General features: G+C 43.2%; 21 protein-coding genes. 13 read left to right on the top strand and 8 right to left on the bottom strand.

The window, feature by feature from the left end; genetic code table 11:
• Positions 1-19: 19 nt before the first annotated feature.
• Together tatA and E0485_RS19970 are read left to right on the top strand one after the other, a co-directional pair.
• Positions 20-238 (top strand): twin-arginine translocase TatA/TatE family subunit, encoded by a 219-nt coding sequence (tatA, locus tag E0485_RS19975; RefSeq protein ID WP_132419837.1) that lies wholly within the window; start codon positions 20-22, stop codon positions 236-238.
• Between the two features lie 139 nt (positions 239-377).
• Positions 378-1,586 carry a putative glycoside hydrolase gene (locus E0485_RS19970; RefSeq protein ID WP_132419836.1) on the top strand — a complete coding sequence of 403 codons (1,209 nt, stop codon included), beginning with the start codon at positions 378-380 and terminating at the stop codon, positions 1,584-1,586.
• Between the two features lie 70 nt (positions 1,587-1,656).
• On the opposite strand, the gene pfkA is transcribed toward E0485_RS19970, so the two are convergent.
• Together pfkA and E0485_RS19960 are read right to left on the bottom strand one after the other, a co-directional pair.
• Positions 1,657-2,625: a 6-phosphofructokinase gene (gene pfkA / locus E0485_RS19965; RefSeq protein ID WP_132419835.1), complete on the bottom strand. Its 969-nt coding sequence runs from the start codon at positions 2,623-2,625 to the stop codon at positions 1,657-1,659.
• 49 nt (positions 2,626-2,674) lie between these two features.
• Positions 2,675-3,721 (bottom strand): tetraprenyl-beta-curcumene synthase family protein, encoded by a 1,047-nt coding sequence (locus E0485_RS19960; RefSeq protein WP_132419883.1) that lies wholly within the window; start codon positions 3,719-3,721, stop codon positions 2,675-2,677.
• Positions 3,722-4,007: 286 nt separating this feature from the next.
• Between E0485_RS19960 and E0485_RS19955 the strand changes: the two genes are divergently transcribed.
• The 5 genes from E0485_RS19955 to pepF all read left to right on the top strand — a co-directional run bounded on the left by E0485_RS19955 (position 4,008) and on the right by pepF (position 8,286).
• Positions 4,008-4,658: a nitroreductase family protein gene (locus E0485_RS19955; protein ID WP_132419834.1), complete on the top strand. Its 651-nt coding sequence runs from the start codon at positions 4,008-4,010 to the stop codon at positions 4,656-4,658.
• Positions 4,659-4,788: 130 nt separating this feature from the next.
• Complete coding sequence (locus tag E0485_RS19950) at positions 4,789-5,022, top strand: hypothetical protein (RefSeq protein WP_132419833.1); 234 nt, start codon at positions 4,789-4,791, stop codon at positions 5,020-5,022.
• A 276-nt stretch (positions 5,023-5,298) separates the two neighbouring features.
• The gene (locus E0485_RS19945) at positions 5,299-5,973 is read left to right on the top strand and encodes a TerC family protein (RefSeq protein ID WP_132419832.1); all 675 of its coding nucleotides are present in this window, start codon (positions 5,299-5,301) and stop codon (positions 5,971-5,973) included.
• A 9-nt stretch (positions 5,974-5,982) separates the two neighbouring features.
• Complete coding sequence (locus E0485_RS19940) at positions 5,983-6,171, top strand: hypothetical protein (RefSeq protein ID WP_132419831.1); 189 nt, start codon at positions 5,983-5,985, stop codon at positions 6,169-6,171.
• Between the two features lie 324 nt (positions 6,172-6,495).
• Entirely contained in the window at positions 6,496-8,286 is a 1,791-nt protein-coding gene (gene pepF, locus E0485_RS19935) for an oligoendopeptidase F (protein ID WP_207911022.1), read from the top strand.
• Here pepF and E0485_RS19930 read toward each other — a convergent pair.
• The 4 genes from E0485_RS19930 to E0485_RS19915 all read right to left on the bottom strand — a co-directional run bounded on the left by E0485_RS19930 (position 8,275) and on the right by E0485_RS19915 (position 12,429).
• Positions 8,275-9,105, bottom strand: coding sequence for a DUF92 domain-containing protein (locus E0485_RS19930; RefSeq protein ID WP_165921236.1), 831 nt, complete (start codon positions 9,103-9,105; stop codon positions 8,275-8,277). The two genes, pepF and E0485_RS19930, sit on opposite strands and share 12 nt — an antisense overlap.
• Positions 9,106-9,160: 55 nt before the next feature.
• Positions 9,161-10,294: a CapA family protein gene (locus E0485_RS19925; RefSeq protein WP_132419828.1), complete on the bottom strand. Its 1,134-nt coding sequence runs from the start codon at positions 10,292-10,294 to the stop codon at positions 9,161-9,163.
• 239 nt (positions 10,295-10,533) lie between these two features.
• Positions 10,534-11,163 carry a fumarylacetoacetate hydrolase family protein gene (locus E0485_RS19920; RefSeq protein ID WP_132419827.1) on the bottom strand — a complete coding sequence of 210 codons (630 nt, stop codon included), beginning with the start codon at positions 11,161-11,163 and terminating at the stop codon, positions 10,534-10,536.
• 21 nt (positions 11,164-11,184) lie between these two features.
• Positions 11,185-12,429 carry a CapA family protein gene (locus tag E0485_RS19915; protein WP_132419826.1) on the bottom strand — a complete coding sequence of 415 codons (1,245 nt, stop codon included), beginning with the start codon at positions 12,427-12,429 and terminating at the stop codon, positions 11,185-11,187.
• A 193-nt stretch (positions 12,430-12,622) separates the two neighbouring features.
• Between E0485_RS19915 and E0485_RS19910 the strand changes: the two genes are divergently transcribed.
• A complete protein-coding gene (locus E0485_RS19910; RefSeq protein ID WP_132419825.1) occupies positions 12,623-13,861 on the top strand; it encodes an MFS transporter in 1,239 nt (412 codons plus the stop codon).
• Here E0485_RS19910 and E0485_RS19905 read toward each other — a convergent pair.
• On the bottom strand, positions 13,826-14,521 hold the full coding sequence (locus tag E0485_RS19905) for an O-methyltransferase (RefSeq protein WP_132419824.1): 696 nt from the start codon (positions 14,519-14,521) through the stop codon (positions 13,826-13,828). The genes E0485_RS19910 and E0485_RS19905 overlap by 36 nt on opposite strands.
• Positions 14,522-14,606: 85 nt before the next feature.
• Here E0485_RS19905 and E0485_RS19900 point away from each other — a divergent pair, with 85 nt between their 5' ends.
• Positions 14,607-15,770 (top strand): THUMP domain-containing class I SAM-dependent RNA methyltransferase, encoded by a 1,164-nt coding sequence (locus tag E0485_RS19900; RefSeq protein WP_132419882.1) that lies wholly within the window; start codon positions 14,607-14,609, stop codon positions 15,768-15,770.
• A 328-nt stretch (positions 15,771-16,098) separates the two neighbouring features.
• On the opposite strand, the gene E0485_RS19895 is transcribed toward E0485_RS19900, so the two are convergent.
• Positions 16,099-17,340 (bottom strand): MDR family MFS transporter, encoded by a 1,242-nt coding sequence (locus tag E0485_RS19895; RefSeq protein WP_132419823.1) that lies wholly within the window; start codon positions 17,338-17,340, stop codon positions 16,099-16,101.
• Positions 17,341-17,560: 220 nt separating this feature from the next.
• Here E0485_RS19895 and hppD point away from each other — a divergent pair, with 220 nt between their 5' ends.
• Genes hppD through E0485_RS19875 form a run of 4 tightly spaced genes read left to right on the top strand, consistent with a single transcriptional unit; the run spans position 17,561 to position 21,466 of the window.
• Entirely contained in the window at positions 17,561-18,673 is a 1,113-nt protein-coding gene (gene hppD / locus E0485_RS19890; RefSeq protein WP_132419822.1) for a 4-hydroxyphenylpyruvate dioxygenase, read from the top strand.
• A gap of 33 nt (positions 18,674-18,706) precedes the next feature.
• The gene (locus tag E0485_RS19885; RefSeq protein ID WP_132419821.1) at positions 18,707-19,339 is read left to right on the top strand and encodes a flavin reductase family protein; all 633 of its coding nucleotides are present in this window, start codon (positions 18,707-18,709) and stop codon (positions 19,337-19,339) included.
• A gap of 3 nt (positions 19,340-19,342) precedes the next feature.
• A complete protein-coding gene (locus E0485_RS19880) occupies positions 19,343-20,293 on the top strand; it encodes a fumarylacetoacetate hydrolase family protein (protein ID WP_132419820.1) in 951 nt (316 codons plus the stop codon).
• A gap of 15 nt (positions 20,294-20,308) precedes the next feature.
• Entirely contained in the window at positions 20,309-21,466 is a 1,158-nt protein-coding gene (locus tag E0485_RS19875) for a homogentisate 1,2-dioxygenase (RefSeq protein WP_132419819.1), read from the top strand.

The raw sequence follows: 21,466 nt of genomic DNA, 5'->3' as shown, positions 1-21,466 counted from the left end.
ATAGAATGAGGTGATTATAATGGGTTTATCTCCATGGCATATTTTAATCGTAGTATTAGTTGCATTGTTATTGTTCGGTCCTAACAAATTGCCTGAGCTAGGTCGCAGTTTCGGTAGAATGTTCAAAGAATTCAAAAATGCTACAGCAGGCATCACTTCAGACGAAGCGGATAAGGCCAAGCCTGTAGAAGCAGCACGTACCGAAGAGCTTCAAGTAAACAATAATAGCAGCAAGTAAACCTACATAAACTGCCTGTTAGCATCGATATGCTATCAGGCTTTTTCTTTTTTTACGTTCTATGCCAAAAGACCTCTTCTTTCGATTCCAATCATGCATTATAATGAAAAATAGTTAATCGATGGGAGAGAAAAACAGCATGGAAATGTTATTAGCATCCTTATTAATGGTTTGGGGAAATCTATCAGCCGCAAGTTCTGATGTTACCTTTGAGCAGCTAGTCCAAGCCTCACTAGATTCAAAGAATGCAATTGTTGAAGTTCAACCTGGTTCAGCAACTAATGGCACCAAAGACCCCGATAAGCCAGCAGGTCCACTCGATTATTTATTGCCTGCGAGCAAGAAAGATCCAGAGCCTAATTCACCGAAGGTCAAAGGTATTTATGTGACCTCACATGTAGCTGGCGGCAAGAAATTTGATAGTTTAGTAAATTTGCTAGACAAGACGGAACTTAATGCGATGGTTATTGATGTCAAAGATGATTACGGTTACATCACCTTTGATACCGGGAATCCAGAGCTAACGAATCTTGGTACAACAAAGAAGAATATTGCTGATATCCATAAACTAACAGCTACCCTGCAAGAGCATGATATCTATCCGATAGGCAGAATCGTCGTGTTTAAAGATTCGATTTATGCCAATATGAAACCAGAACAATCCTATGTTTCATCTAATGGTACCGTATGGCAGAACGGCCGCAAGGAAAGCTTCGTTAATCCTTATCTCAAAGAAATATGGGATTATAATATCAATGTTGCTAAAGAAGCTGCCAAAGTAGGTTTTAAGGAAATTCAGTTCGATTATGTTCGCTTCCCTGAAGGGTTTGAGAAGAAAGCCGATTCTTTAAAATATACCAAAGATGATCGTTCGAGAATTCAGGTGATTTCTGAATTTGTGAAGTACGCGAAGGAGCAGCTTGAGCCGCTTGGCGTACGGGTTTCAGTCGATATTTTTGGATATGCAGCTTCTGTACCGGCGGCTGAAGGGATTGGTCAGGATTTCGAGACGATCTCTGCGAATGTCGATGTGATCTCACCTATGATTTATCCAAGTCATTACTCAGAAGGTTGGTTTGGCGCCAAAGTACCAGATGCTGCACCATACCAGACAATTAATGGCGCTTCTATCGATACGGAAAAGAAACTAACTAGATTGAAGGAAATGAATATAAAACCAATCATTCGACCATGGATTCAAGATTTTACAGCCACATGGGTTAAAGGACATATCACATACGGCAAGCATGAACTCGAAGAACAGATTCGAGCGCTCAAAGACAACGGCGTTGAAGAATACTTATTATGGAATGCTGGAAATAACTATACCGAAGGTGTTAAGTTTTAAAATACTAAATAAAAAGAACAGCAACTAGGATAAGGTTTTTACCCCCCAGCTGCTGTTCTTTTCATATTTATTATTGAGATAAGCGAACCGCTAACTCGTATAGTTCCATGTTAAATGGTTTCTTGGAATTGACAACTTTATCGATATCCGTAGCAATCAGCTCACCGTTAATAACGCCGCAGCCTTTGCCTGAATCACCCTCGATTAGTCTGCGAACTGCAAAGTCACCTAATCTTGAACCAAGTACACGGTCATTATGTGTAGGTGTACCACCGCGTTGAATATGTCCAAGAACAGTTACACGTGCATCGATTCCGCCTACTTTATTCAGGCTTTCAACCACATCATCTGCTTTGCCATAGCCTTCAGCAACGACAACGATACTGTGACGCTTGCCATGTGCGAAATTCTCCTTCATACGCTCAGCAACCTTATCAAGCTGGAACGGTACTTCAGGTACTAGAATCGTTTCCGCACCGCTTGCTAGACCCGCGTATAGCGCAATATCACCACAATGGCGACCCATTACTTCTACTACAGATGAACGCTCGTGAGAGGACATGGTGTCACGCAGTTTATTAATTGCATCAACTACAATGCTGACAGCTGTATCGAATCCAATTGTGAAATCGGTATAGGCGATATCATTATCAATTGTGCCTGGAATACCCATCGTTTTGATGCCAAGCTTGCTTAGCTTGTTCGCACCTTGATAAGAGCCGTCGCCACCAATAACGATCAGACCATCAATACCACGATTTTTGAGAATTTCGGCACCCTTCTTCTGACCTTCTTCTGTACGGAACTCCTGGCATCTTGCGGATTGCAGAATAGTACCTCCACGTTGAATAATATCACCAACGCTTCTTAGATCCATCTCACGAATATCATCATTAAGCAATCCTTGATAACCACGTTGAATACCGTACACCTTTAGCCCATGATATAAACCACTTCTTACGACAGCTCTTACAGCTGCGTTCATACCTTGGGAATCTCCACCACTTGTTAGAACTGCAATTGATTTAACTGCTGACATTTCCTCGTCCTCCTATTAGCGAAAAGTTGTCTTTTCATTTGTATATGATCTAATCTTGCGTTGTTATCGGATCAGATTTGGCGCGTATCCATAAAGAATTGATGAAAAAGAATAATCTCGTTAATGGACTCTTCTGCATTAATTTTCGAGAGATATGTTTAACTTCAGGTTGTCTTCTAACCTTAGGATCCGATAAATACAACGCTAATAAACCCTCAATTATCATACGATGAAATTTTGGATGCTCCAAATACAAAATTTTGTCACGAGCATTCCTTGCCATAAAGGCAATTCTCTCCGTTGTCTCACTCATACTGTTAAAATAAGTACAGAAGTTCAAATCCCCGCCAAGTCTATCTTCTTCCTGATCGATTAAATAATCAAGTAGAATATGTAGACCGCCAACATAAGGGAAATAAGCTTCATTTATTCGCTCAATCTCAGCTTCTGGCAAATCAGGATCACATGCTGCAAGAAACATCATGAATACGCCAAGCGTTGAGCCTGTAGCGGATGCAAACTCATTCCAAGACAGCTGAGGAAAGTCCGCCTTATGCTCATTCCACCAATTTATTAGTGCCTTTTCCCTCAGTTCAATGTTAATATGTTTATACACCTGCAAATCAATGTAGAGCGATACAAAATTCCGAACCGATTGTTCGGTCAGCTTGTACGATGGTAATTCACGAATGCATGCTTGACATGTAGTGACCAAATCATGCAAGTATCCGCCATCATCTTGCTCCTTGCGAAGAGCATAGTAATTGACTAAAGCTGCTTCAGGATTGATCGCGTCCAGCATGGACTGATGCAAGAGACGAAAATCCTCGGGATCAAGAGACGTGCTTCGATCACACAAATTGTCCAAATAATCACTAATCGTCTGGAAAGCAACAATTAATGGGATGAGATAGCCCCGCATAGGAAGATTAGCAGAAGCGTAAATCGCACCTCCTTGACAGTGAAATTCTTTGTGCGTAATACTGTCAATAGCCTGTTTTCTCAGCTCTGGATCGGGAATTCGTTCTGCTGCTGTCAACCAGCCTTGCAATTGTTCCTTAACCTCCGGAAATACATAACGGTAAACCCGACGCATAAGTGATATTGGACCTGTTGGAATGAGAGCTTGTGAAGTTATATTATAGTTCAACAGATAGCCTCCATGCTGTTAATCAAATTACACATTTCACAAATAATGCGATGATTATGGATTCCATACATATTGCGAATATAATAGCCATTATACAATGTTCGGTTAACGCTTTTCCAGTATTGCATAAACAGCATGAAGGTCTATCACCTATTGAATGAAGATGTATGCTTGGTCTAAACTTAGAAAACAATGAATTTTATTGAGATTAGGGAAAGTAGGTAAATTGTTCATGCAGTATACTGATTTAAAAGAAATTATTCAAGGTAGACGCTCGATTCGTAAGTTTACAGAAGAGAAAGTAGCAATCGAGGATATACGTGAGATCATTGATTGTGCTAGATATGCACCAAGCGATACTAATTCGCAAACTTGGAAATTTATAGCAATTACGAACGCTGGTATGATTAAACATATTGAACAATTAACGTGGGATCAGCTCCATGCAAGGGCAGCCTATGCAGAAGAGAATGGACTAGCTAAGGAAGCCAAGCTTCTAAGCAAATCATTTGGCCCTTATGCAACGGCATTCGCAAACGCTCCCGCACTCATTATTTGCTTGGCGACTCCATATAATTCCAAATTCCGTGAAAAAATATTTGATCCCATTAAGCTCGTTGATGACGCTGTATGGGAGGAAGAAGGAATTAAGAGTTCCTGTTTAGCCATCCAGAATCTGATGCTAGCTGCACACGCAAGGGGGCTCGCAACTTGTCCAATGACAGGACCTGTCCTACTCGCACAAGATCAAATCAGATCCTATCTGGAGATCCCTGCAGAGTGCCAAATCAACATGGTTATCGCACTAGGTCATCCAACAGCAGATCGTCCGAACAAGCTTCCGCGCAAAGAAATTGATGAAATCTTGCAAATTATTGAGTAATCTCATCCAGCCCTTTGGTCATGAAAGACCTAAGGGTTAATTTCTTTGCTATGAGGTATTGCATGCCTTGCAAACACCAATTTATTGCGTTATGATGGGGCAAAATGTTAATGAAACGGAGTCAACCTTCATGATAAAAAAACATGTAATCTACAAACAAGATAAATGGAATATGCTTACAGTTGAAGTCAATGGAACGAGGTATATCGCTAGAGTCATATCTGATCAGTGGGGAGAAGATACATATACTTTTTTAAGCAGATCAGCGTTAATACAATGGGCTCAAGATCGTTTTAGTGTCGAGAAATTTGAAGGCACCGATGAAGAGCGCAAGCAAATTCTTGATGCATTTGAACTAGTCTAATCTACGATTGACAATCGATATATACTAAAGATATAATTTCCTTAACATGTAATATATGATTCTCCAAAGGGGAGTAGCTAGATACGATAAAGTCGTCAATACGAGTGCAATATTGCTCCGGCTTTTTCGGCAACATTCCGTTGTTAGCAAGACCTTTGCCTAGAAATATTCTATTCTGGCAAAGGTCTTTTTGTGTTCACTAAAATCTTGCCAGATGCGAATTGAATCAGGTACATGATGCAAGACTATATCTAAAACAAGGGAGTGGACAACGTTATGGAATGGTTCTCAGCCGAATTTTTCGCGGCATTATTCTCCATCATCGTGATTGATCTCGTATTAGCAGGTGACAATGCAATTGTTATTGGACTTGCAGCTAGGAATGTACCGAAGGACTTACAGAAACGAGTTATCATTTGGGGAACAATCGGTGCCATCGGGGTTAGAATCTTAGCGACGATCGCAGTAACCTACTTGCTCAAAATACCTGGGCTTTTACTGCTCGGTGGTTTCATGCTGATCTGGATTGCTTACAAATTACTTGTTGATAAAAAAGACCATGAAATCGCGGCTAAAAATACCGCACTTGCAGCTATCGGGACAATTATTTTAGCAGATGCCGCGATGGGACTCGATAATGTTATTGCAATTGCTGGTGCTGCACAAAGCCATATCGGACTCGTCATTATTGGTTTATTAATTACTGTGCCGATTATCGTATGGGGAAGTACATTATTTATTAAACTAATTGAACGTTTTCCAATTATCATCTATTTTGGTTCTGCCGTCCTTGCTTACACCGCCTCGAAAATGATTATTGATGAGCCATTTATTCATAAATATTTTGAAGGTAATCCAATCCTTAGATATACTGTGATCGTCATTGTTATCGCTGCTGTGTTAATATTAGGTAGAATAAATGCACCAAAGGCTAAAACCCAAGGGAGCTGATTTTACCTTATGCCAATGTCAGATTCAGTACTCACATTTATCATCGTATCATTCGTACTTGCCTTAATCCTGATTTTGAAAAAAGATTCTTTGCCTGCAAAAATCAAAAGATTTCTAGCCATCATCACATTAGTTCTAATCGTTATTTCGTTTATCCTGGTGCTTATTAGTTTTTTTAATTTGGGACAATCAAGTTAAACAAATATTCCGTTAATGAACTAGCTATGCTTTTCACACTTCGTTATAATGAATGAAGACAACGGCTATACTAGGCGTGAAGAAACGGTTTCATCGTCTTTAAGGACGGATGCGTTTCTTAAGGTATTACTTAGAATTTATGACACAAATGTTATAAATTCTATAATACCGAGTAGAAAATAGCTTGATCTGCTTATGCCTAGGAGCGTGATTGTCATGCGGTTACTAACAGCGGCGTTGCTATTAAGTCTAACTGCTCAATCTGCAATGCCTTACCAATCGCAAGCTTTAACTCATCCATATTCTATTATTAGGAGGGCTCCCATGTCGCAATTACCTGCACGTAAGGATGTTCCAGTTGAACATCAGTGGAAGCTAACTGATCTGTTTGCAGATCAAGCAGCTTGGGACAAAGAAAATAGCGAGCTTAAAACGAAGCTTGCACAAATCAGTAAATTTCACGGCAAATTAAACTCTGCTGAATCGATTAAGCAATGCTTTGAACTTGAAGATCAGATTTCACTGCATGCCGAAAGATTATACGTTTACGCAAATATGAAGCATCATCAAGATATGGCTGACCCTAGCGATCAAGCTTTAGTTGATCGCGCGCGTAAATTGAGTGTAGAAGTGAATGAAAGCCTATCTTTCATCTCACCTGAAATTCTTACACTATCCGATGATCAGCTTCAAGCATTAGTGAAGGATTCAAGCCTATCCTTGTATCGCAAAACACTAGAAGATATGATTCGCCAGAAACCGCATGTATTGTCCAAATCAGAAGAAGCTTTGCTTGCAATGGCTGGCAACGTGACAAGCGCACCAGAAACCATTTTTGCGATGATCAATAATGCGGATCTTAAGTTCCCTAAAGTGAAGAATGATAAGGGCGAAGAAGTGGAAATTACACATGGCTCCTACATTCAGTTCCTTGAAAGCCGCAATCCAGAAGTTCGTAAAAATGCTTTTACAGCTGTCTATGAAACGTATCGCAAGCAAAAAAACACACTTGCCTCTACCCTTAGTGCGAATATTGTAAAGAATCAGTTCTATTCAAAAGCACGCAAGTACCCTTCTGTACTTGAAATGTCCCTATTTGGCGACAATATCAATAAAGAAGTTTATACGAATTTAATTGATACGATTCATGATTCTCTACCTTTGTTACATAAATATATGGAACTTCGTAAAAAGCTGCTTAAGGTTGACGAATTGCATATGTATGACCTATTCACACCACTTGTTGAGCAATTCGATATGGATATTACATATGAAGAAGCGAAGGAAATGGTGAAAGATAGTCTGGAGCCGCTTGGCGAGAATTATGCGAAGATTCTTCAAGATGGCTATGATACAGGCTGGATCGATATTTATGAGAACCAGAATAAACGCAGCGGTGCGTATAGCTGGGGCGCATTCGGCACTCATCCATATGTCCTTCTGAATCACAAAGACAATCTGAACTCTATGTTCACGCTTGCGCACGAAATGGGTCATGCGATTCATTCTTACTTGTCCGATGCAAACAATGAATACCGTGATGCGCAATATACAATCTTCCTGGCAGAAGTGGCTTCGACACTCAATGAAGCTCTCTTGATGGACTATCTCCTTAAGAGAACAACTGATCCGAAGGAAAAGCTGTATCTCTTAACTTATTATGCTGATCAATTCCGTACAACGGTGTTCCGTCAAACCATGTTTGCAGAATTCGAGAAAATCACACATGAGAAGGTTGAGAAGGGTGAATCCTTAACCGCTCAAGACTTCAACCAGATTTACTATGATCTGAACGTTCAATACCATGGTAAAGGCATGACTGTAGACAAGGATATTGAAATGGAATGGGCACGTATCCCTCATTTCTACAACTCCTTCTATGTATACAAATATGCAACTGGCTTCTCCGCTGCAACAAGCTTTGCGAAGCAAATCCTGGACGAAGGCGAGCCAGCTGTTGAACGTTATCTTGGCTTCCTGAAGAGCGGCGGAAGTGATTACTCCATTAATATTCTTAAACGTGCAGGCGTTGATATGTCTTCACCTGAGCCGATTAAACAAGCGATGAGCGTATTTGCTTCCATTCTTGATCAAATCGAAGAATTAACGAAGTAAATCAATTAATTCTATCGCAGATTTATAAATCCTTACCGCTAATGCCCCACCAAGGATAGACGCGATAATGTTGACTGTATCATTATTAAACCATTGCAATCCTCTAATTTTCTCTGTGGGGTGATTGCAATGGTTTTTCGTTTCTACGTCCCTACCACAAGCCTTACAACGATACATCACCTGGATCGAAGCTCCCATTAACGAATCTCCAAGAGATCCGACTAATCCGCCCGTAAGTCCAACTAGGAGCACATAACCAAGATTAATACCGCCTACGTCATCAACCTGCAAGAATAACCATCCAATCAAGCCTATGAACAACCCGCCTAGTGCAGATGCGGCTACACCTAGCCCTGTGATACCTCCAGACGTACCAGGGGCCACCTTGCGTCCATTTAAAATTGATCTTGGTGTACTTCGGCTTAATCCTCCAATCTCAGTTGCCCACGTATCTGCTGTTACAGCTCCCATAACGCCAATGAACGCAATCCACCAGTAAGGATGCGGCCAGCATGCATTGAAAATACACAACAATAATCCGATTCCGCCATTTGCGGCAACCTGTCCCATATCCCGATTGCCACTCTTGGCGTACCCGCTTTCAGCCGCTGTCTTACGCTGCTGTTTGAGCTTCGTTAATAACGTTGACGATACGAAAAAAGCAATCAAAACGCCATACCATGCAATTGAGCCAAGTGCATACATGGTAGTTCCTAGTAAGATTGCTCCTGATGCCCCGCTCATTGTTAGTGATTTTTTCATGTAAGCTGCGCCTGCAATCACGGAACTACAGATGAGTCCAACTATCCAGCCTATCATATGGTTCAATCTCTCCTCTACTACCCCAACTTTATGAATAGATTCATTGTACCTGTTATGGAAGCGATTTGTCAGCACTGGATGTTACAGCCGAACGATCCTGAATCGAATAACCGTTAACTTCCACATTCTTGGAGATGGCTTCTATGAATTTAAGCTGCTTATGCTCATAGTTCTGATCTTGTGGAATAACCTGATTATGCTTAATTAAGTAAGGCTTAAATGCCATCTCTACCTTGCCATTTCGAAGTGTTACGTTAAGCAAGCCTGTGTCAGCCTTTGCTCCCTTCACATAATCGGGGAACAAGAAGTTTCCAATGGAATAAGCGATGGGCTTGCCATGGTAGAACTCATATCCCTGCAACACATGAACATGGCTGCCGATAATAGCATCTGCCCCAGCATCAATCATTTGGTACGCATACTCTCTTTGCCACTGCTGCGGCGTATGTGTCTTCTCTACACCCCAATGCATATAGACAAGCAGATAGTCTGCTCCTGCACGCTCCCGCTTGATTACTGGCAGCACACTGTTCTTATTATAGGCTTCTGCGACGCCAGGCTGATCAGTTTGGGCAAACCATTCACCTGTCGGAATGAATCTAGAGAATGCAAGAATCTTAATTTTCTGTCCCTTAATTTTAAATAGTTGTGCAGCATACGCCTGCTCCTTATTCCTTCCTCCCCCAACATACCGCAAACCCGTCTGCTCCAAATGTTGAAGTGTTTCCAGGAACCCTTGCTGCTTATAATCAAGCACATGATTATTGCTAATAGACACGAGATCAAAACCCGCATTCTTTATGCCTGATAACGATATCGGATCAGACTTGAAATTATAAATTTGATTCGTATCTTTCACACGATGCGTCGTAACAGCAGTTTCCAAATTAACGAATGCCAGGTCAGCTGCGCTTACCTCTTCACGCACATACTGAAATGGATAGTCTGGCCCTTTCTCGCGTATTGCCTCTTTTACCGACCAATCCATCATCGCATCTCCTGCGAATATGAGATGAACGGGCTCATGACTGGTTGCTGCCGCCTGCGTTTGCAGTTGTGGCGTCCTCGAGCCAGCATCACCGCTAAATTCAATTGTCTCTCTTGCAGATAACCACGTGAGAATTCCCAATCCTAGTGCTAGAACTATCCCAATCATGAGCCAACTCAACCAATGATATTTGCGCATAAACTACCATCCTTTGCTGAACTTATTGCTACTAGTATGCAACAAAAATTTCCTTAGCATGAAAAAAGCCGTCCCTCAGTCGATTATGACCTGCAGGACAGCTTGAGCTTCTTGCGAATTCGGGCTACGGCTACCCTTAAGTATTCAATTTCGTTGCAGCACAAAAAATACCCAAAGACAATCACCTGAATAGGCGTTAGTCTCTGGGTACTCGATTATTTCTTATTTGAATAAGTACATCACACCAAATGAATTACGGACTTTCCTACCTCTTCCTCATCCCATTTCAAACGAATAACGTCATGGTCGTGAAGCGCGCCTACCCCTGCAGGTGTACCCGTATAAATAAGATCTCCTTCACCGAGTCCATACTTGGATCCAATATAATCCACAATCGTTTGAAGATCAAAAATCATATCCTTTACATTGCCAACCTGCGCAACTTGATCATTAATGAGAAGTGAGAAGTTGCTTGCTTCGATTACAGCCGTCCCTGGGTAGGGAACAAGTGGCGTCAATAGAGCAGAGTTTAGAAATCCCTTGGCTTTCGTCCATGGATGACCTGCCTTCTTCAGCTCTGTCTGAACATCTCTTAATGTAAGATCAACACCAAGTGCAAAGGAATCAATTAACTCATCTACTAGAATTCCCGGTTTGTAAGCCTTGCCCACCCTGATGACGAATTCTCCTTCATAGTGAATTTCTCCAACATCACCTGGTAAATTTATCGCTTCTCCATTCATCGGAGTCAGCGCATGCGTTGGCTTTAAGAAAATCATCGGCTCCTTAGGCACAGCATTGCCAAGCTCAGCGGCGTGCATAGCATAATTACGACCAACACAATAAATATTACGAATATTAACTGTCATGATGATTACTCCATCCTCTTGTTATTTGGCGGTTACTTTCCCTGTTCCATCTCCAAGCAGTTCAACTGTTGCATCTATTGAGATCGAGGATATGCGCTTTAATAGCTGGTCAGCCTTATCCCCTGTTAACGGTTTAGGAAGTGCATACTGAGTCAATACGGGAACTATACTTAGTTCAGCTTCTCCTGCTTTATTGACGGTTACTTGCAAGATCGCAGATTCATGCGTTTTGGCGACTTTATTCGTTGTAAAAATAAAATTCCCTAGCGAATACGCAATCCATTTGCCCTTGTATTGCTCAAAGCCTTGCAGCACATGCGGATGACTGCCTACGATTAGATCCGCGCCTGCATCAATAAATCGTCTTGCAAGGTCCTTCTGATATTTTACCGGCATATCCTCACGTTCTTCTCCCCAATGAGCAAATACTACGACGACATCCGCATCCGCCTTGGCCCGTTTGATGGCATCCTCAGCATCCTTGGGAGTATATATTTGGGTCATGCCTGGTCTAGAGGCAGTTGCTTTCCAGCTTTCATTCGGAATGATGTGATTCAAGCCAATAAAGGCAATCTTAACCCCATTTTTCTCCAAAATAGCATGCTGATACGCTTCGTCAATGTCATGACCCGCTCCGATATGCTTAATTCCTGCCTCATCCAAATGTTTTAATGTATCCAGTAAACCATCAGGTCCTCGATCCATCGAATGGTTATTTGCTAGATTCACAAGATCAATTCCAGCCGCTGCAAGCGGTGGCAGCGCCTCAGGTGAAGATTGATAAGAGTACAACTTATCTTGCTTCGTTCCATTGCTCGTAACTGGTGTTTCTAGATTGGCAATGGAGAAATCCGCTTGTTCAAAATATTTGCGTACATATGTATAAGGATAATCGTAGCCTTCCTTCTTTAGAATGCCCTCAACTTTATCTGACATCATCACGTCGCCTACAAACGTCATCGTCACAGACCCTTGATTCTGTTCTGATGTTGGAGTCTCGGTAGTTTCAGGCTTGACAGGTTCAGATGTTGCAGGGGCAGGCTTCTGATTAGAGGAAGGTGTAGGTGTAGGAGTCGAAGTAGTTACAATTGTACTGCCTTTTGAGTTATTCTGATCCGCTTGCTCTTTCCCTGAATCACCGTTCCACAGCGTAGCGGCAAGCGCAACGATAATAGCTACTAACGGTAATGCGATCGAGAAGAACAGAATACCCGTTTTTTTCTTGCGCGGCGGCGGCTTCCGCATTCTACTTGATCTAGGCTCCATTCGTTTACCTCATTTCTACTATTTGGTTAAATTATATAAAACGAAATGATAGATTACAATTCATTTTCAATGTTGGCACAAAAGCAGTAATTTCGACATGTTGGTGTTATAATAAATGGATGATTTGCATCAATAGATAATCTTTTCAACTTATTGCTGTTCGCGGCATGAAGAAATGAAAGAGGTATCCATTATGGAGCGTTGGAAGATTAACCTGGGAGTCTTGTGGTTCGGGCAATTCATGGTCATGAGTGGAATGACGATGATCGTCCCCTTCTTGCCATTATACTTGCAGCAAGATTTAGGTATGACCGATCCCCATCAGATTTCCACTTGGGCAGGTATTATTTTTGCAGGGAATTTTGTAACAGCGTTCGTATTTCAACCGATTTGGGGTGGAGTAGCAGATCGTTATGGTCGCAAAATGATGCTGCTCCGTTCTGGATTTGGAATGGCAATTGTCATGGTGCTGATGGGATTTGCCACGAATGCCTGGCAGCTGCTTGGACTTCGTATGCTTAACGGGGTCATATCAGGCTACGTACCAGCTGCAGTCGCACTGATGTCCACGAACACGCCCAAAGCCAAAATGGGCTTTGCGCTCGGTACCTTGCAGTCGGGAGCGGTTGCAGGATCCATTCTGGGGCCATTCATCGGCGGGTTATTAGCTGATGCAGTAGGATACCGGAGTATTTTCTACATAACAGGCTCCTTATTAACACTTGGCAGTATTCTCTCTTGGATATTCGTCAAAGAAAAATTCAATGCAAGCGAAGCTGCGAAAAAGCCTAAAATATCCATTCTCAAAGCCTGGAAAAATTTGCAGCATATTAAACAATTACCTGCACTTTATACGGTTACGCTCATGATCCAATTCGCCATGCAAAGCTCCCTACCGCTAATGCCATTGTTCGTAGCTGATCTGTTGAATGGACGAACAGAGAATTTAGCCTTTCTTGCTGGATTTGTTTCTTCCATTACAGGTTTCTCCAATATGATCGCGTCACCGCTGCTTGGCAAATGGTCTGATCGTATCGGATCTGAGAAAATTCTGTTCTTCTGCTTGATCGGTGCAGGGGTAGCGTTCATTCCCCAAGCGCTTGTATCAAGTGTATGGCAGTTATTCATCGCCAGGTTCTTCCTCGGTATCTTTTTAGGCGGATTATTGCCGACTGTCAATACATTAATTCGTAAATACACTCCCGCAGGGATGGAAAGCCGCTCTTACTCTTTTAACTCCAGCTTCCTATCCTTCGGGAATATGATTGGCCCTGTTTTCGGGGGTTTCATCTCTGGCTATATCGGTGGTATTAGAGGCATTTTCTTCTTTACTACGGCTATGCTTCTGCTCAATGCATTCTGGGCCTATTTAACTTTAATTCGCGCCAAATCAGCATCACTTCACTCGGGCGATCGCCAAACCGTCGAATGAAGGCAGCATCGTGCTTTCGAGACGTGGATCTGCAGCAAACATACGATTGAAATCACGCATAACTTGCACAGAATGCTTCTGAACATTCGGGTCGATTGTCCGTCCACGCATTAACAAATTGTCTGCGACGATAATCGCGCCTGAGTTCGCTAATTTGATCGCCCATTCGAGATAGTTCGGGTAATTCACTTTATCCGCATCGATAAAAAAGAAATCGAATGTCTTCCCTTCGCGTTCTAGCTGCTCCAAGCTGTCTAATGCAGCACCTACACGGAATTCAGCTATGTCGCCATAGCCTGCTGCTGTAATATTGCTTAGCGCCAAATCAGCAAATTCTTGGCGAATTTCGAGGGAGACGAGTCTACTTTCTGCAGATTCCCATTTGCAGTTGTTCGCTTTTAATCCGCGTGCGATGCATATACCGCTATATCCGCCCAATGCACCAATTTCAAGTGCGGTGTGTGCGCCAGATATATTAATAAGCAGCGTTAATAGTCTGCCATATGCGGGATCAACCGAAATTTGCGGCAGCTTACGCTCCTCCAATGCTGCTTGGATGCGGAGCAATTCTTTATCAGGTTCATATAAAGCCGCTAAATAGGACTCGGCGGTTACAGGTTCAGTAGATGGGCTAGCATTTGCATCTAGTTTGTCTTGCATGGGATGACTTCCTCCTTGATTGTTCGATAAAGTTATTGTATGGTTTTTGCGTGAGATGTACAAGACGAAAGGAAAGATAACGACTTTGACACAATTACAATTAATTGCAACTTCACCAATGGGGCTTGAAGCAATCGTTGCCCGTGAGGTGCGCGAGCTTGGATATGATCAAGTAACCGTTGAGAATGGACGAGTAACCTTCATCGGAGATGAATTAGCGATATGCAGGGCTAACTTATGGCTCCGTACAGCAGATCGTATTCTAGTCAAAATGGGACAGTTCAAAGCGACAACCTTTGATGAGCTATTCGAAGGAACAAAAGCTTTGGCATGGCCTGACTGGATTCCAGAAGACGCGGAATTTCCGGTTGAAGGACGGTCACATAAATCACAGCTTTCCTCCGTTCCTGCTTGCCAAGGGATTGTGAAGAAAGCCATTGTGGAAAAAATGAAAGAAGCGTACGGGACGGCTTGGTTCGATGAAACTGGCGCACGATATGTGATTGAAGTGGCGCTATTAAATGATGTCGCAACCCTTACATTAGATACGACTGGCGCAAGTCTACATAAACGCGGGTATCGCAAGCTAGTCACTGAAGCGCCAATGAAAGAAACAATGGCAGCCGCCATTGTCCTGCTATCCCGGTGGCGGGCGGAACGCCCGCTGTATGATCCGTTCTGCGGCAGCGGAACGATCCCGATTGAAGCGGCGATGATCGCTTGGAACATCGCCCCTGGTCTGCGTCGCAGCTTCTCCGCAGAAGATTGGGACGGGGCTGTGCCAGCGTCCCTATGGGACGAGGCGCGCGAGGAAGCCTACGACTCCCTTCGTGACGATATCCCGCTGGATATCGTCGGCTCCGACATCGACCCTCGCGCGATCGAGGTTGCCTTAGCCGCCGCGAAAGCGGCCGGGCTGGCGAAGGAGCTCCACTTCCGCGTGGAGTCCGTCGCCAAAGCCCGCCCGCGCGGCGACTATGGCTGCCTGATCACCAATCCGCCGTACGGTGAGCGGCTTGGTGATCTTGGCGACGCCGAGCGAGCGCTTCGCCAGCTCGGTGTCCTAGCGAATGGGCTGCCCACGTGGAGCTTATTCGTGTTCAGCCCAACCAAGCAGCTCGAGAAGCTGATGGACCGCAAGGCAGACAAGAACCGCAAGCTCTACAATGGCCGAATCGAATGTAACCTTGCCCAATTCCTCGGTCCTCTTCCAGCACGTGACTGGAAGAATCCGAATTTATTAGGTTAAGGTAGTACTGCAAAAAGGGTGCGTCCGAAGTAAGTATCTTACTTTGGTCGCACCCTTTACATTTTGTTCAGGCATCGGTCCTACTTAAAACAAATAAGTACTTTTCAGGTACTTATTTCCCCCTAAGCTGTCCACATCGATAAAATAACGGATTGCGAAGTATCTATTCATTCGAAGACAGAACAATTTACCTGCATTCACATGAAATAGATACCTGCAAATCCGTTATTTTGTAATAGATGCCCATTTTACCTCTAATAAGCACCTCAAAATCCGTTATTTTACGATAGCCAGGCAGCATCATAGATCGATTGCATATACTTAGTTCTTACACTCCACTATTGAAGGCTTTCCTGCCATTTTTCACCGCAAGCTTATCATGGACCCTGCCGCCTGTCGTGTACCAGATGCTCGCGAATAAAGAGACGCAAGCCATGACGATAAACATCGTTGTACCGCTATAAGCGCTCATCAGCAGCCCTCCAGCGGATGGTCCGATAAACTGTCCAAGGGAATTAAACGACTGTGCGCCGTAATAGGTACCACGTAGATGTTCAGGTGCAAGTCGATCCATCAACATACTCCCAGCAGGATAGTTCATGATTTCACCCAATGTGAAAACAATCATCGAAATAATCCAGGCAAGCGTACTCTCTGAAATCGCAAAGCCAATAAAACCGAGCGCAAACATGATATTCCCTATGTGGATCCCAAAAAGCGGGGATTTACGTTCTACAAGTACAGATAGTGGCACTTGAGTCACAATAACGGTAATCGCGTTCACACTCATCAGTATGGCAAACAGAATGACGCCATCTACGACATTTGCCTGCAAGTACTGTGACAGCGTTACTGTCATTTGTGAATAGCCAATCCCAACCGTGATCCCGCCGAGAATAAAAAATCGAAGCGCAACATCTTTTCGGACAATTCGGAAAGAATCTCCTAGCTTAACCTTCGATTTATTGTTACCCTCAATTTGCTTAATGCCAAAGTACTGCAACACAGCATACAAACCTACGGAATACAGTAAATAAATAACACCAGTAATTAGAAAAGCATTGCCACCCGCACTGAGTCCAAAATAAGCACCAATAAGCGGGCCAATTGCAACGCCAATATTTGCCCCAAGGTAGCGCAAGGAGAACATTTTCATCCTTTTCTCAGGAGGGGTTACATCTGCCATTAACGCTTGTGATACTGGCTCAAAGAACGAACGGCATAATCCATTCATAATATTAAGTAGCAGGAATAGCATTGGATGATGCACAAGCGCAAATAGCACAAATACCCCGCTCCAACTGAACAAGGCGCCAAACATAATGACTCTTCGTCCAAATCGATCCGATAAGTTACCGCCAATAAAACCGCCGAATGTAGAGGCTAACGAACCTGCTCCGATCACGAGTCCAATCTCTACAGGCGTCATTGCCGTGCTTTTACTCAAATATATCGCAAGGAATGGCATACTCATCGAAGTTGCTATTCTAGCAAGTACGACGCCAATGACCAAGCTATATACGATCGGATGAAAGGACGAAAAATCCCGAAAAGCTCGAATAAATCGCATATGGTCTCCCCTTCCTTTACGTTCCTCTCTCTTTTTAATATAAACGCCATTATACTCCAATTGTGGATAATTTCAATACAATTCAGGTAATTTCGCTTTGTCACATTGAAGGACCAGTGCATAACAGCCGTGTAGCATTAATGTAAGTATTTGTCAATTATTTATTTCATGAATTATACTTTAAATAGTTTCAATATTGTGAAAATTAGGGGGCGTTCATGTGAAAGTTCAAGCTGTTCATACTGTCCAATCCACAGAAATTTTTCCGGTCAAAGAAGTCGAATATGTGGAATTATTTGTTGGTAATGCGAAGCAAACTGCCTATTTCTTTTGTCGTGCTTTTGGGTTTCAGCCTGTTGCCTACAGCGGGCTAGAGACTGGCGTCAAGGATCATGTATCTTATGTGCTGGAACAGAATCGGATGCGCTTTATCGTTACAGGCGCTTTGCTGAGTGACCATCTTGCTTCCAAATTCATCGGGCTGCACGGAGATGGCGTACATGACATTGCGCTCAGCATTGATGATGTAGCTACAGCTTATGTAGATGCCGTAACTCGAGGCGCTATCCCGATTATGGAACCTACTGTTTATACCGATGAACACGGCTCAGTGACCAAAGCAATCATCGGCACATACGGAGACACAGTTCACACCCTAATTGACCGTTCCAATTATAAAGGTGCTTTTGCTCCAGGATTTGAAGCGTATACACCTGATATTATTTTTGAAAAAACTGGCCTTATTGGGATCGATCATGTTGTCGGTAACGTTGAACGAATGGAAGAATGGGTGTCCTATTATGAGAAAGTCATGGGCTTTACGCAAATGATTCATTTTGATGATAAAGATATCTCGACCGAGTATTCCGCTCTCATGTCCAAAGTTATGCATAACGGGGGAAGAATCAAATTTCCGATCAATGAACCTGCAACTGGTAAGCGTAAATCCCAAATTCAAGAATATCTTGATTATTATAACGGCCCTGGCGTTCAGCATATCGCACTTCTGACGAATGATATTATTACAACCGTTACGGCACTGAAGAGTAATGGCATTGAATTCTTGTCTACACCGCATACGTATTACGAAATGCTTCCTGACCGTGTAGGGCAAATTGATGAAGATCTAGCTAAGCTAGGTGAGCTGGGCATTCTGGTAGATCGTGACGATGAAGGCTATTTATTGCAGATTTTCACGAAGCCACTTGTTGACCGCCCGACTCTATTCTTTGAAATCATTCAGCGTAAAGGCGCAAGAGGCTTTGGTGACGGAAACTTCAAAGCACTATTTGAATCTATTGAACGCGAACAAGCTAGAAGAGGAAATTTATAATCGATTTCAACTTATTAAAGGAACGTGATTCGCATGCATGTTGAGCCCCATTCGCTTCAGTGGCAGGATGCCTACAAATTAATGATCGGTTCCATAGTACCAAGACCAATTGCCTTCGTCTCCACTATAGATGAGCACGGGATCGCAAATCTTGCGCCATTCAGCTTCTTTACAGCGATCTGCGCTGATCCGATGATGGTCTGCTTCGCTCCGATGCGTCGGGGTACAGATGGAGCGATCAAGGATACGCTTGCGAATATACAGCATAACCAGGAATTTGTGATCAATATCGTCAGTGAGCCAATTACGGCTCAGATGAATGATACGGCGATTGAATTTAACCCAGAAGTGGATGAATTCGAGGTTGTGGGGTTAAGCAAGGTCTCAAGTACAATCGTCAAGCCTCCACGTGTTGCAGAATGTGCAATTCAACTGGAATGTGTCCTTGAGCAAATTCTTGATTATGGATCACATCCTGGGAGCGGGAGTCTTGTCATCGGTCGCGTTGTTCTCATTCACATGAACGAGGAAGTGTATAAGGATGGGAAGATCGATATGAGCAAGCTTGCTCCCATCGGACGCATGGCAGGCAATGTTTTTACGCGTGCTGCTGCGGATACATTCACTCTTGAACGCAAGAAATTCCCTGATGAACTTAGGAGGTAGCAGATGAAACTCGTTACATTCGAAGCTCCACAGAAGCGTGCCAGAGCAGGCTTCCTCCTTCGAGATCAAGTGATTGATATGGAAGCCATTAGTGAAGGCCAATTGCCTTCATTAATGGCTGATTTCCTGCAGGAATTTGATCGTTACTTCCCTCTCGCCTTACAATACGAAGCTTACTTGCTTAATCAAGATTATTCGCATAACTGGGAGCTGATGAGACAAAAACAGCAAACCTACGCTTTTTCTGATGTAATTCTGCTAGCTCCACTAACCAGACCGTCCAGCTTAAGAGACTTCTATGCTTTCGAGCAGCATGTACGTACCTGCAGAAGTCACAGAGGACTTCAGATGATCGAGGAATGGTATCAAATTCCCGTATTTTATTATTCCAATCATCAAGCGATTATTGGGCCTGATAGAGTCCTTGAGCGTCCATCTGCTACGAGCGAATTGGATTTTGAATTGGAAATTGCTTGCATCATCAGCAAACAGGGACGCAATATATCTGCGAACAAGGCTGAGGAATACATTGCTGGATATTGCGTCATGAATGATTGGAGCGCCCGTGACTTGCAGCGTCAAGAAGTGAAGGTTGGTTTGGGACCTGCCAAAGGGAAAGATTTTGCCACTTCACTTGGGCCATATCTTGTTACCAAGGATGAACTTGAACCTTATCGCACTAAGGATCGCTATAACCTTGCCATGAAAGCAAGAGTCAATGGCAAGCTGATCTCACAAGGTAATTTTCAAGATATCCATTATAGCTTCGGCCAAATGATCGAACGTGCATCTCAAGATACCACGCTATATCCAGGTGATGTGATCGGATCTGGAACCGTAGGAACGGGCTGTATTCTTGAACTAGGCACTAATGTTCAGCCATGGCTCGAATCTGGCGATATCGTAGAACTCGAAATAACAGGATTAGGCGTATTGCGAAATACGATTAAATGAAAGGAGTCTGAACCTATGCCATTTTATCATCGTATGGGGAGTATTCCTCCTAAGAGGCATACAACGTTCCGCAAGCCAGACGATAGCTTATATCGTGAACAAGTCATGGGCACCAAAGGCTTCTCTGGTATTCAATCGATTCTTTATCATCACTATCCACCGACCGAGGTTGTGCGCGCTACTTTACTTGGCAGCTATATGCCAGAGTATGAAGAAATGGGCGCACTCAAACATCGACATTTTAAAACAAAGCGTTATACAGGAACTGGTGATGCATTAACAGGCCGTCAATATTTCCTCGGAAATGACGATCTGCTAATCGGTATTGTGAATCCCGATAAACCAATGGATTATTACTACCGAAACAGTGACGGTGACGAAGTGCTGTTCGTTCATCATGGATCAGGTCAGGTTGAAACGATGTTTGGTACGCTCACTTATCGAAGCGGTGACTATATCGTTCTGCCAATCGGAACGATCTACCGAGTTATTCCGGATGCGGATGGCGATGCTACAAAGATGCTCGTCATCGAAACGAATAGCTGGATTACAACACCAAAGCGCTATCGCAATGAACATGGTCAATTGTTAGAGAACAGTCCATTCTGTGAGCGCGATATTCGATTGCCTGAGCAATTATTAACATATACAGACCAAGGTGAATTTGAAGTTCGCACCAAATCCCGTGGTTATCTACATTCCATTGTACTGAATCATCATCCACTGGATGTTGTGGGTTGGGACGGTTTCTTATACCCGTGGATTTTCAATATTGGAGATTTTGAACCGATTACAGGCAGAGTTCATTTGCCACCTCCAACTCATCAGACGTTCGAAGGTCATAATTTTGTTATTTGTTCCTTTGTTCCACGATTATTCGACTACCACCCGCAAGCGATTCCTGCTCCTTATTTTCACAGCAATGTAGATAGCGACGAAGTTCTATATTATGTTGATGGCAATTTTATGAGCCGCAGAGGTGTGGAAGAAGGCTCGATTACTTTGCATCCGACAGGAATACCACATGGTCCGCACAAAGGCAAAATTGAAGCTAGCATCGGTCAACATGCGACAGCAGAGCTAGCTGTCATGATCGATACATTCAAGCCACTCAAGGTCGTCCGTCAAGTAATCAACACAGAAGAACCCGATTATATGTATAGCTGGCTGTGA

The sequence above is a fragment of the Paenibacillus albiflavus genome, assembly GCF_004344915.1.
Taxonomy (GTDB): domain Bacteria; phylum Bacillota; class Bacilli; order Paenibacillales; family NBRC-103111; genus Paenibacillus_AM; species Paenibacillus_AM albiflavus.
Note: the sequence above shows the minus strand (reverse complement) of the source record. Positions and strands in the feature narration are given on the sequence as shown.

Coding starts and splice junctions, on each gene's coding strand:
- E0485_RS19910 (WP_132419825.1), top strand. CDS start 12,623: ATGGAGCGTTGGAAGATTAACCTGGGAGTCTTGTGGTTCGGGCAATTC.
- E0485_RS19920 (WP_132419827.1), bottom strand. CDS start 11,163: ATGACAGTTAATATTCGTAATATTTATTGTGTTGGTCGTAATTATGCT.
- E0485_RS19905 (WP_132419824.1), bottom strand. CDS start 14,521: ATGCAAGACAAACTAGATGCAAATGCTAGCCCATCTACTGAACCTGTA.
- E0485_RS19945 (WP_132419832.1), top strand. CDS start 5,299: ATGGAATGGTTCTCAGCCGAATTTTTCGCGGCATTATTCTCCATCATC.
- E0485_RS19875 (WP_132419819.1), top strand. CDS start 20,309: ATGCCATTTTATCATCGTATGGGGAGTATTCCTCCTAAGAGGCATACA.
- E0485_RS19955 (WP_132419834.1), top strand. CDS start 4,008: ATGCAGTATACTGATTTAAAAGAAATTATTCAAGGTAGACGCTCGATT.
- pfkA (WP_132419835.1), bottom strand. CDS start 2,625: ATGTCAGCAGTTAAATCAATTGCAGTTCTAACAAGTGGTGGAGATTCC.
- E0485_RS19895 (WP_132419823.1), bottom strand. CDS start 17,340: ATGCGATTTATTCGAGCTTTTCGGGATTTTTCGTCCTTTCATCCGATC.
- E0485_RS19915 (WP_132419826.1), bottom strand. CDS start 12,429: ATGGAGCCTAGATCAAGTAGAATGCGGAAGCCGCCGCCGCGCAAGAAA.
- pepF (WP_207911022.1), top strand. CDS start 6,496: ATGTCGCAATTACCTGCACGTAAGGATGTTCCAGTTGAACATCAGTGG.
- tatA (WP_132419837.1), top strand. CDS start 20: ATGGGTTTATCTCCATGGCATATTTTAATCGTAGTATTAGTTGCATTG.
- E0485_RS19930 (WP_165921236.1), bottom strand. CDS start 9,105: ATGATAGGCTGGATAGTTGGACTCATCTGTAGTTCCGTGATTGCAGGC.
- E0485_RS19925 (WP_132419828.1), bottom strand. CDS start 10,294: ATGCGCAAATATCATTGGTTGAGTTGGCTCATGATTGGGATAGTTCTA.
- E0485_RS19950 (WP_132419833.1), top strand. CDS start 4,789: ATGATAAAAAAACATGTAATCTACAAACAAGATAAATGGAATATGCTT.
- E0485_RS19970 (WP_132419836.1), top strand. CDS start 378: ATGGAAATGTTATTAGCATCCTTATTAATGGTTTGGGGAAATCTATCA.
- E0485_RS19880 (WP_132419820.1), top strand. CDS start 19,343: ATGAAACTCGTTACATTCGAAGCTCCACAGAAGCGTGCCAGAGCAGGC.
- E0485_RS19940 (WP_132419831.1), top strand. CDS start 5,983: ATGCCAATGTCAGATTCAGTACTCACATTTATCATCGTATCATTCGTA.
- E0485_RS19960 (WP_132419883.1), bottom strand. CDS start 3,721: ATGCGTCGGGTTTACCGTTATGTATTTCCGGAGGTTAAGGAACAATTG.
- E0485_RS19885 (WP_132419821.1), top strand. CDS start 18,707: ATGCATGTTGAGCCCCATTCGCTTCAGTGGCAGGATGCCTACAAATTA.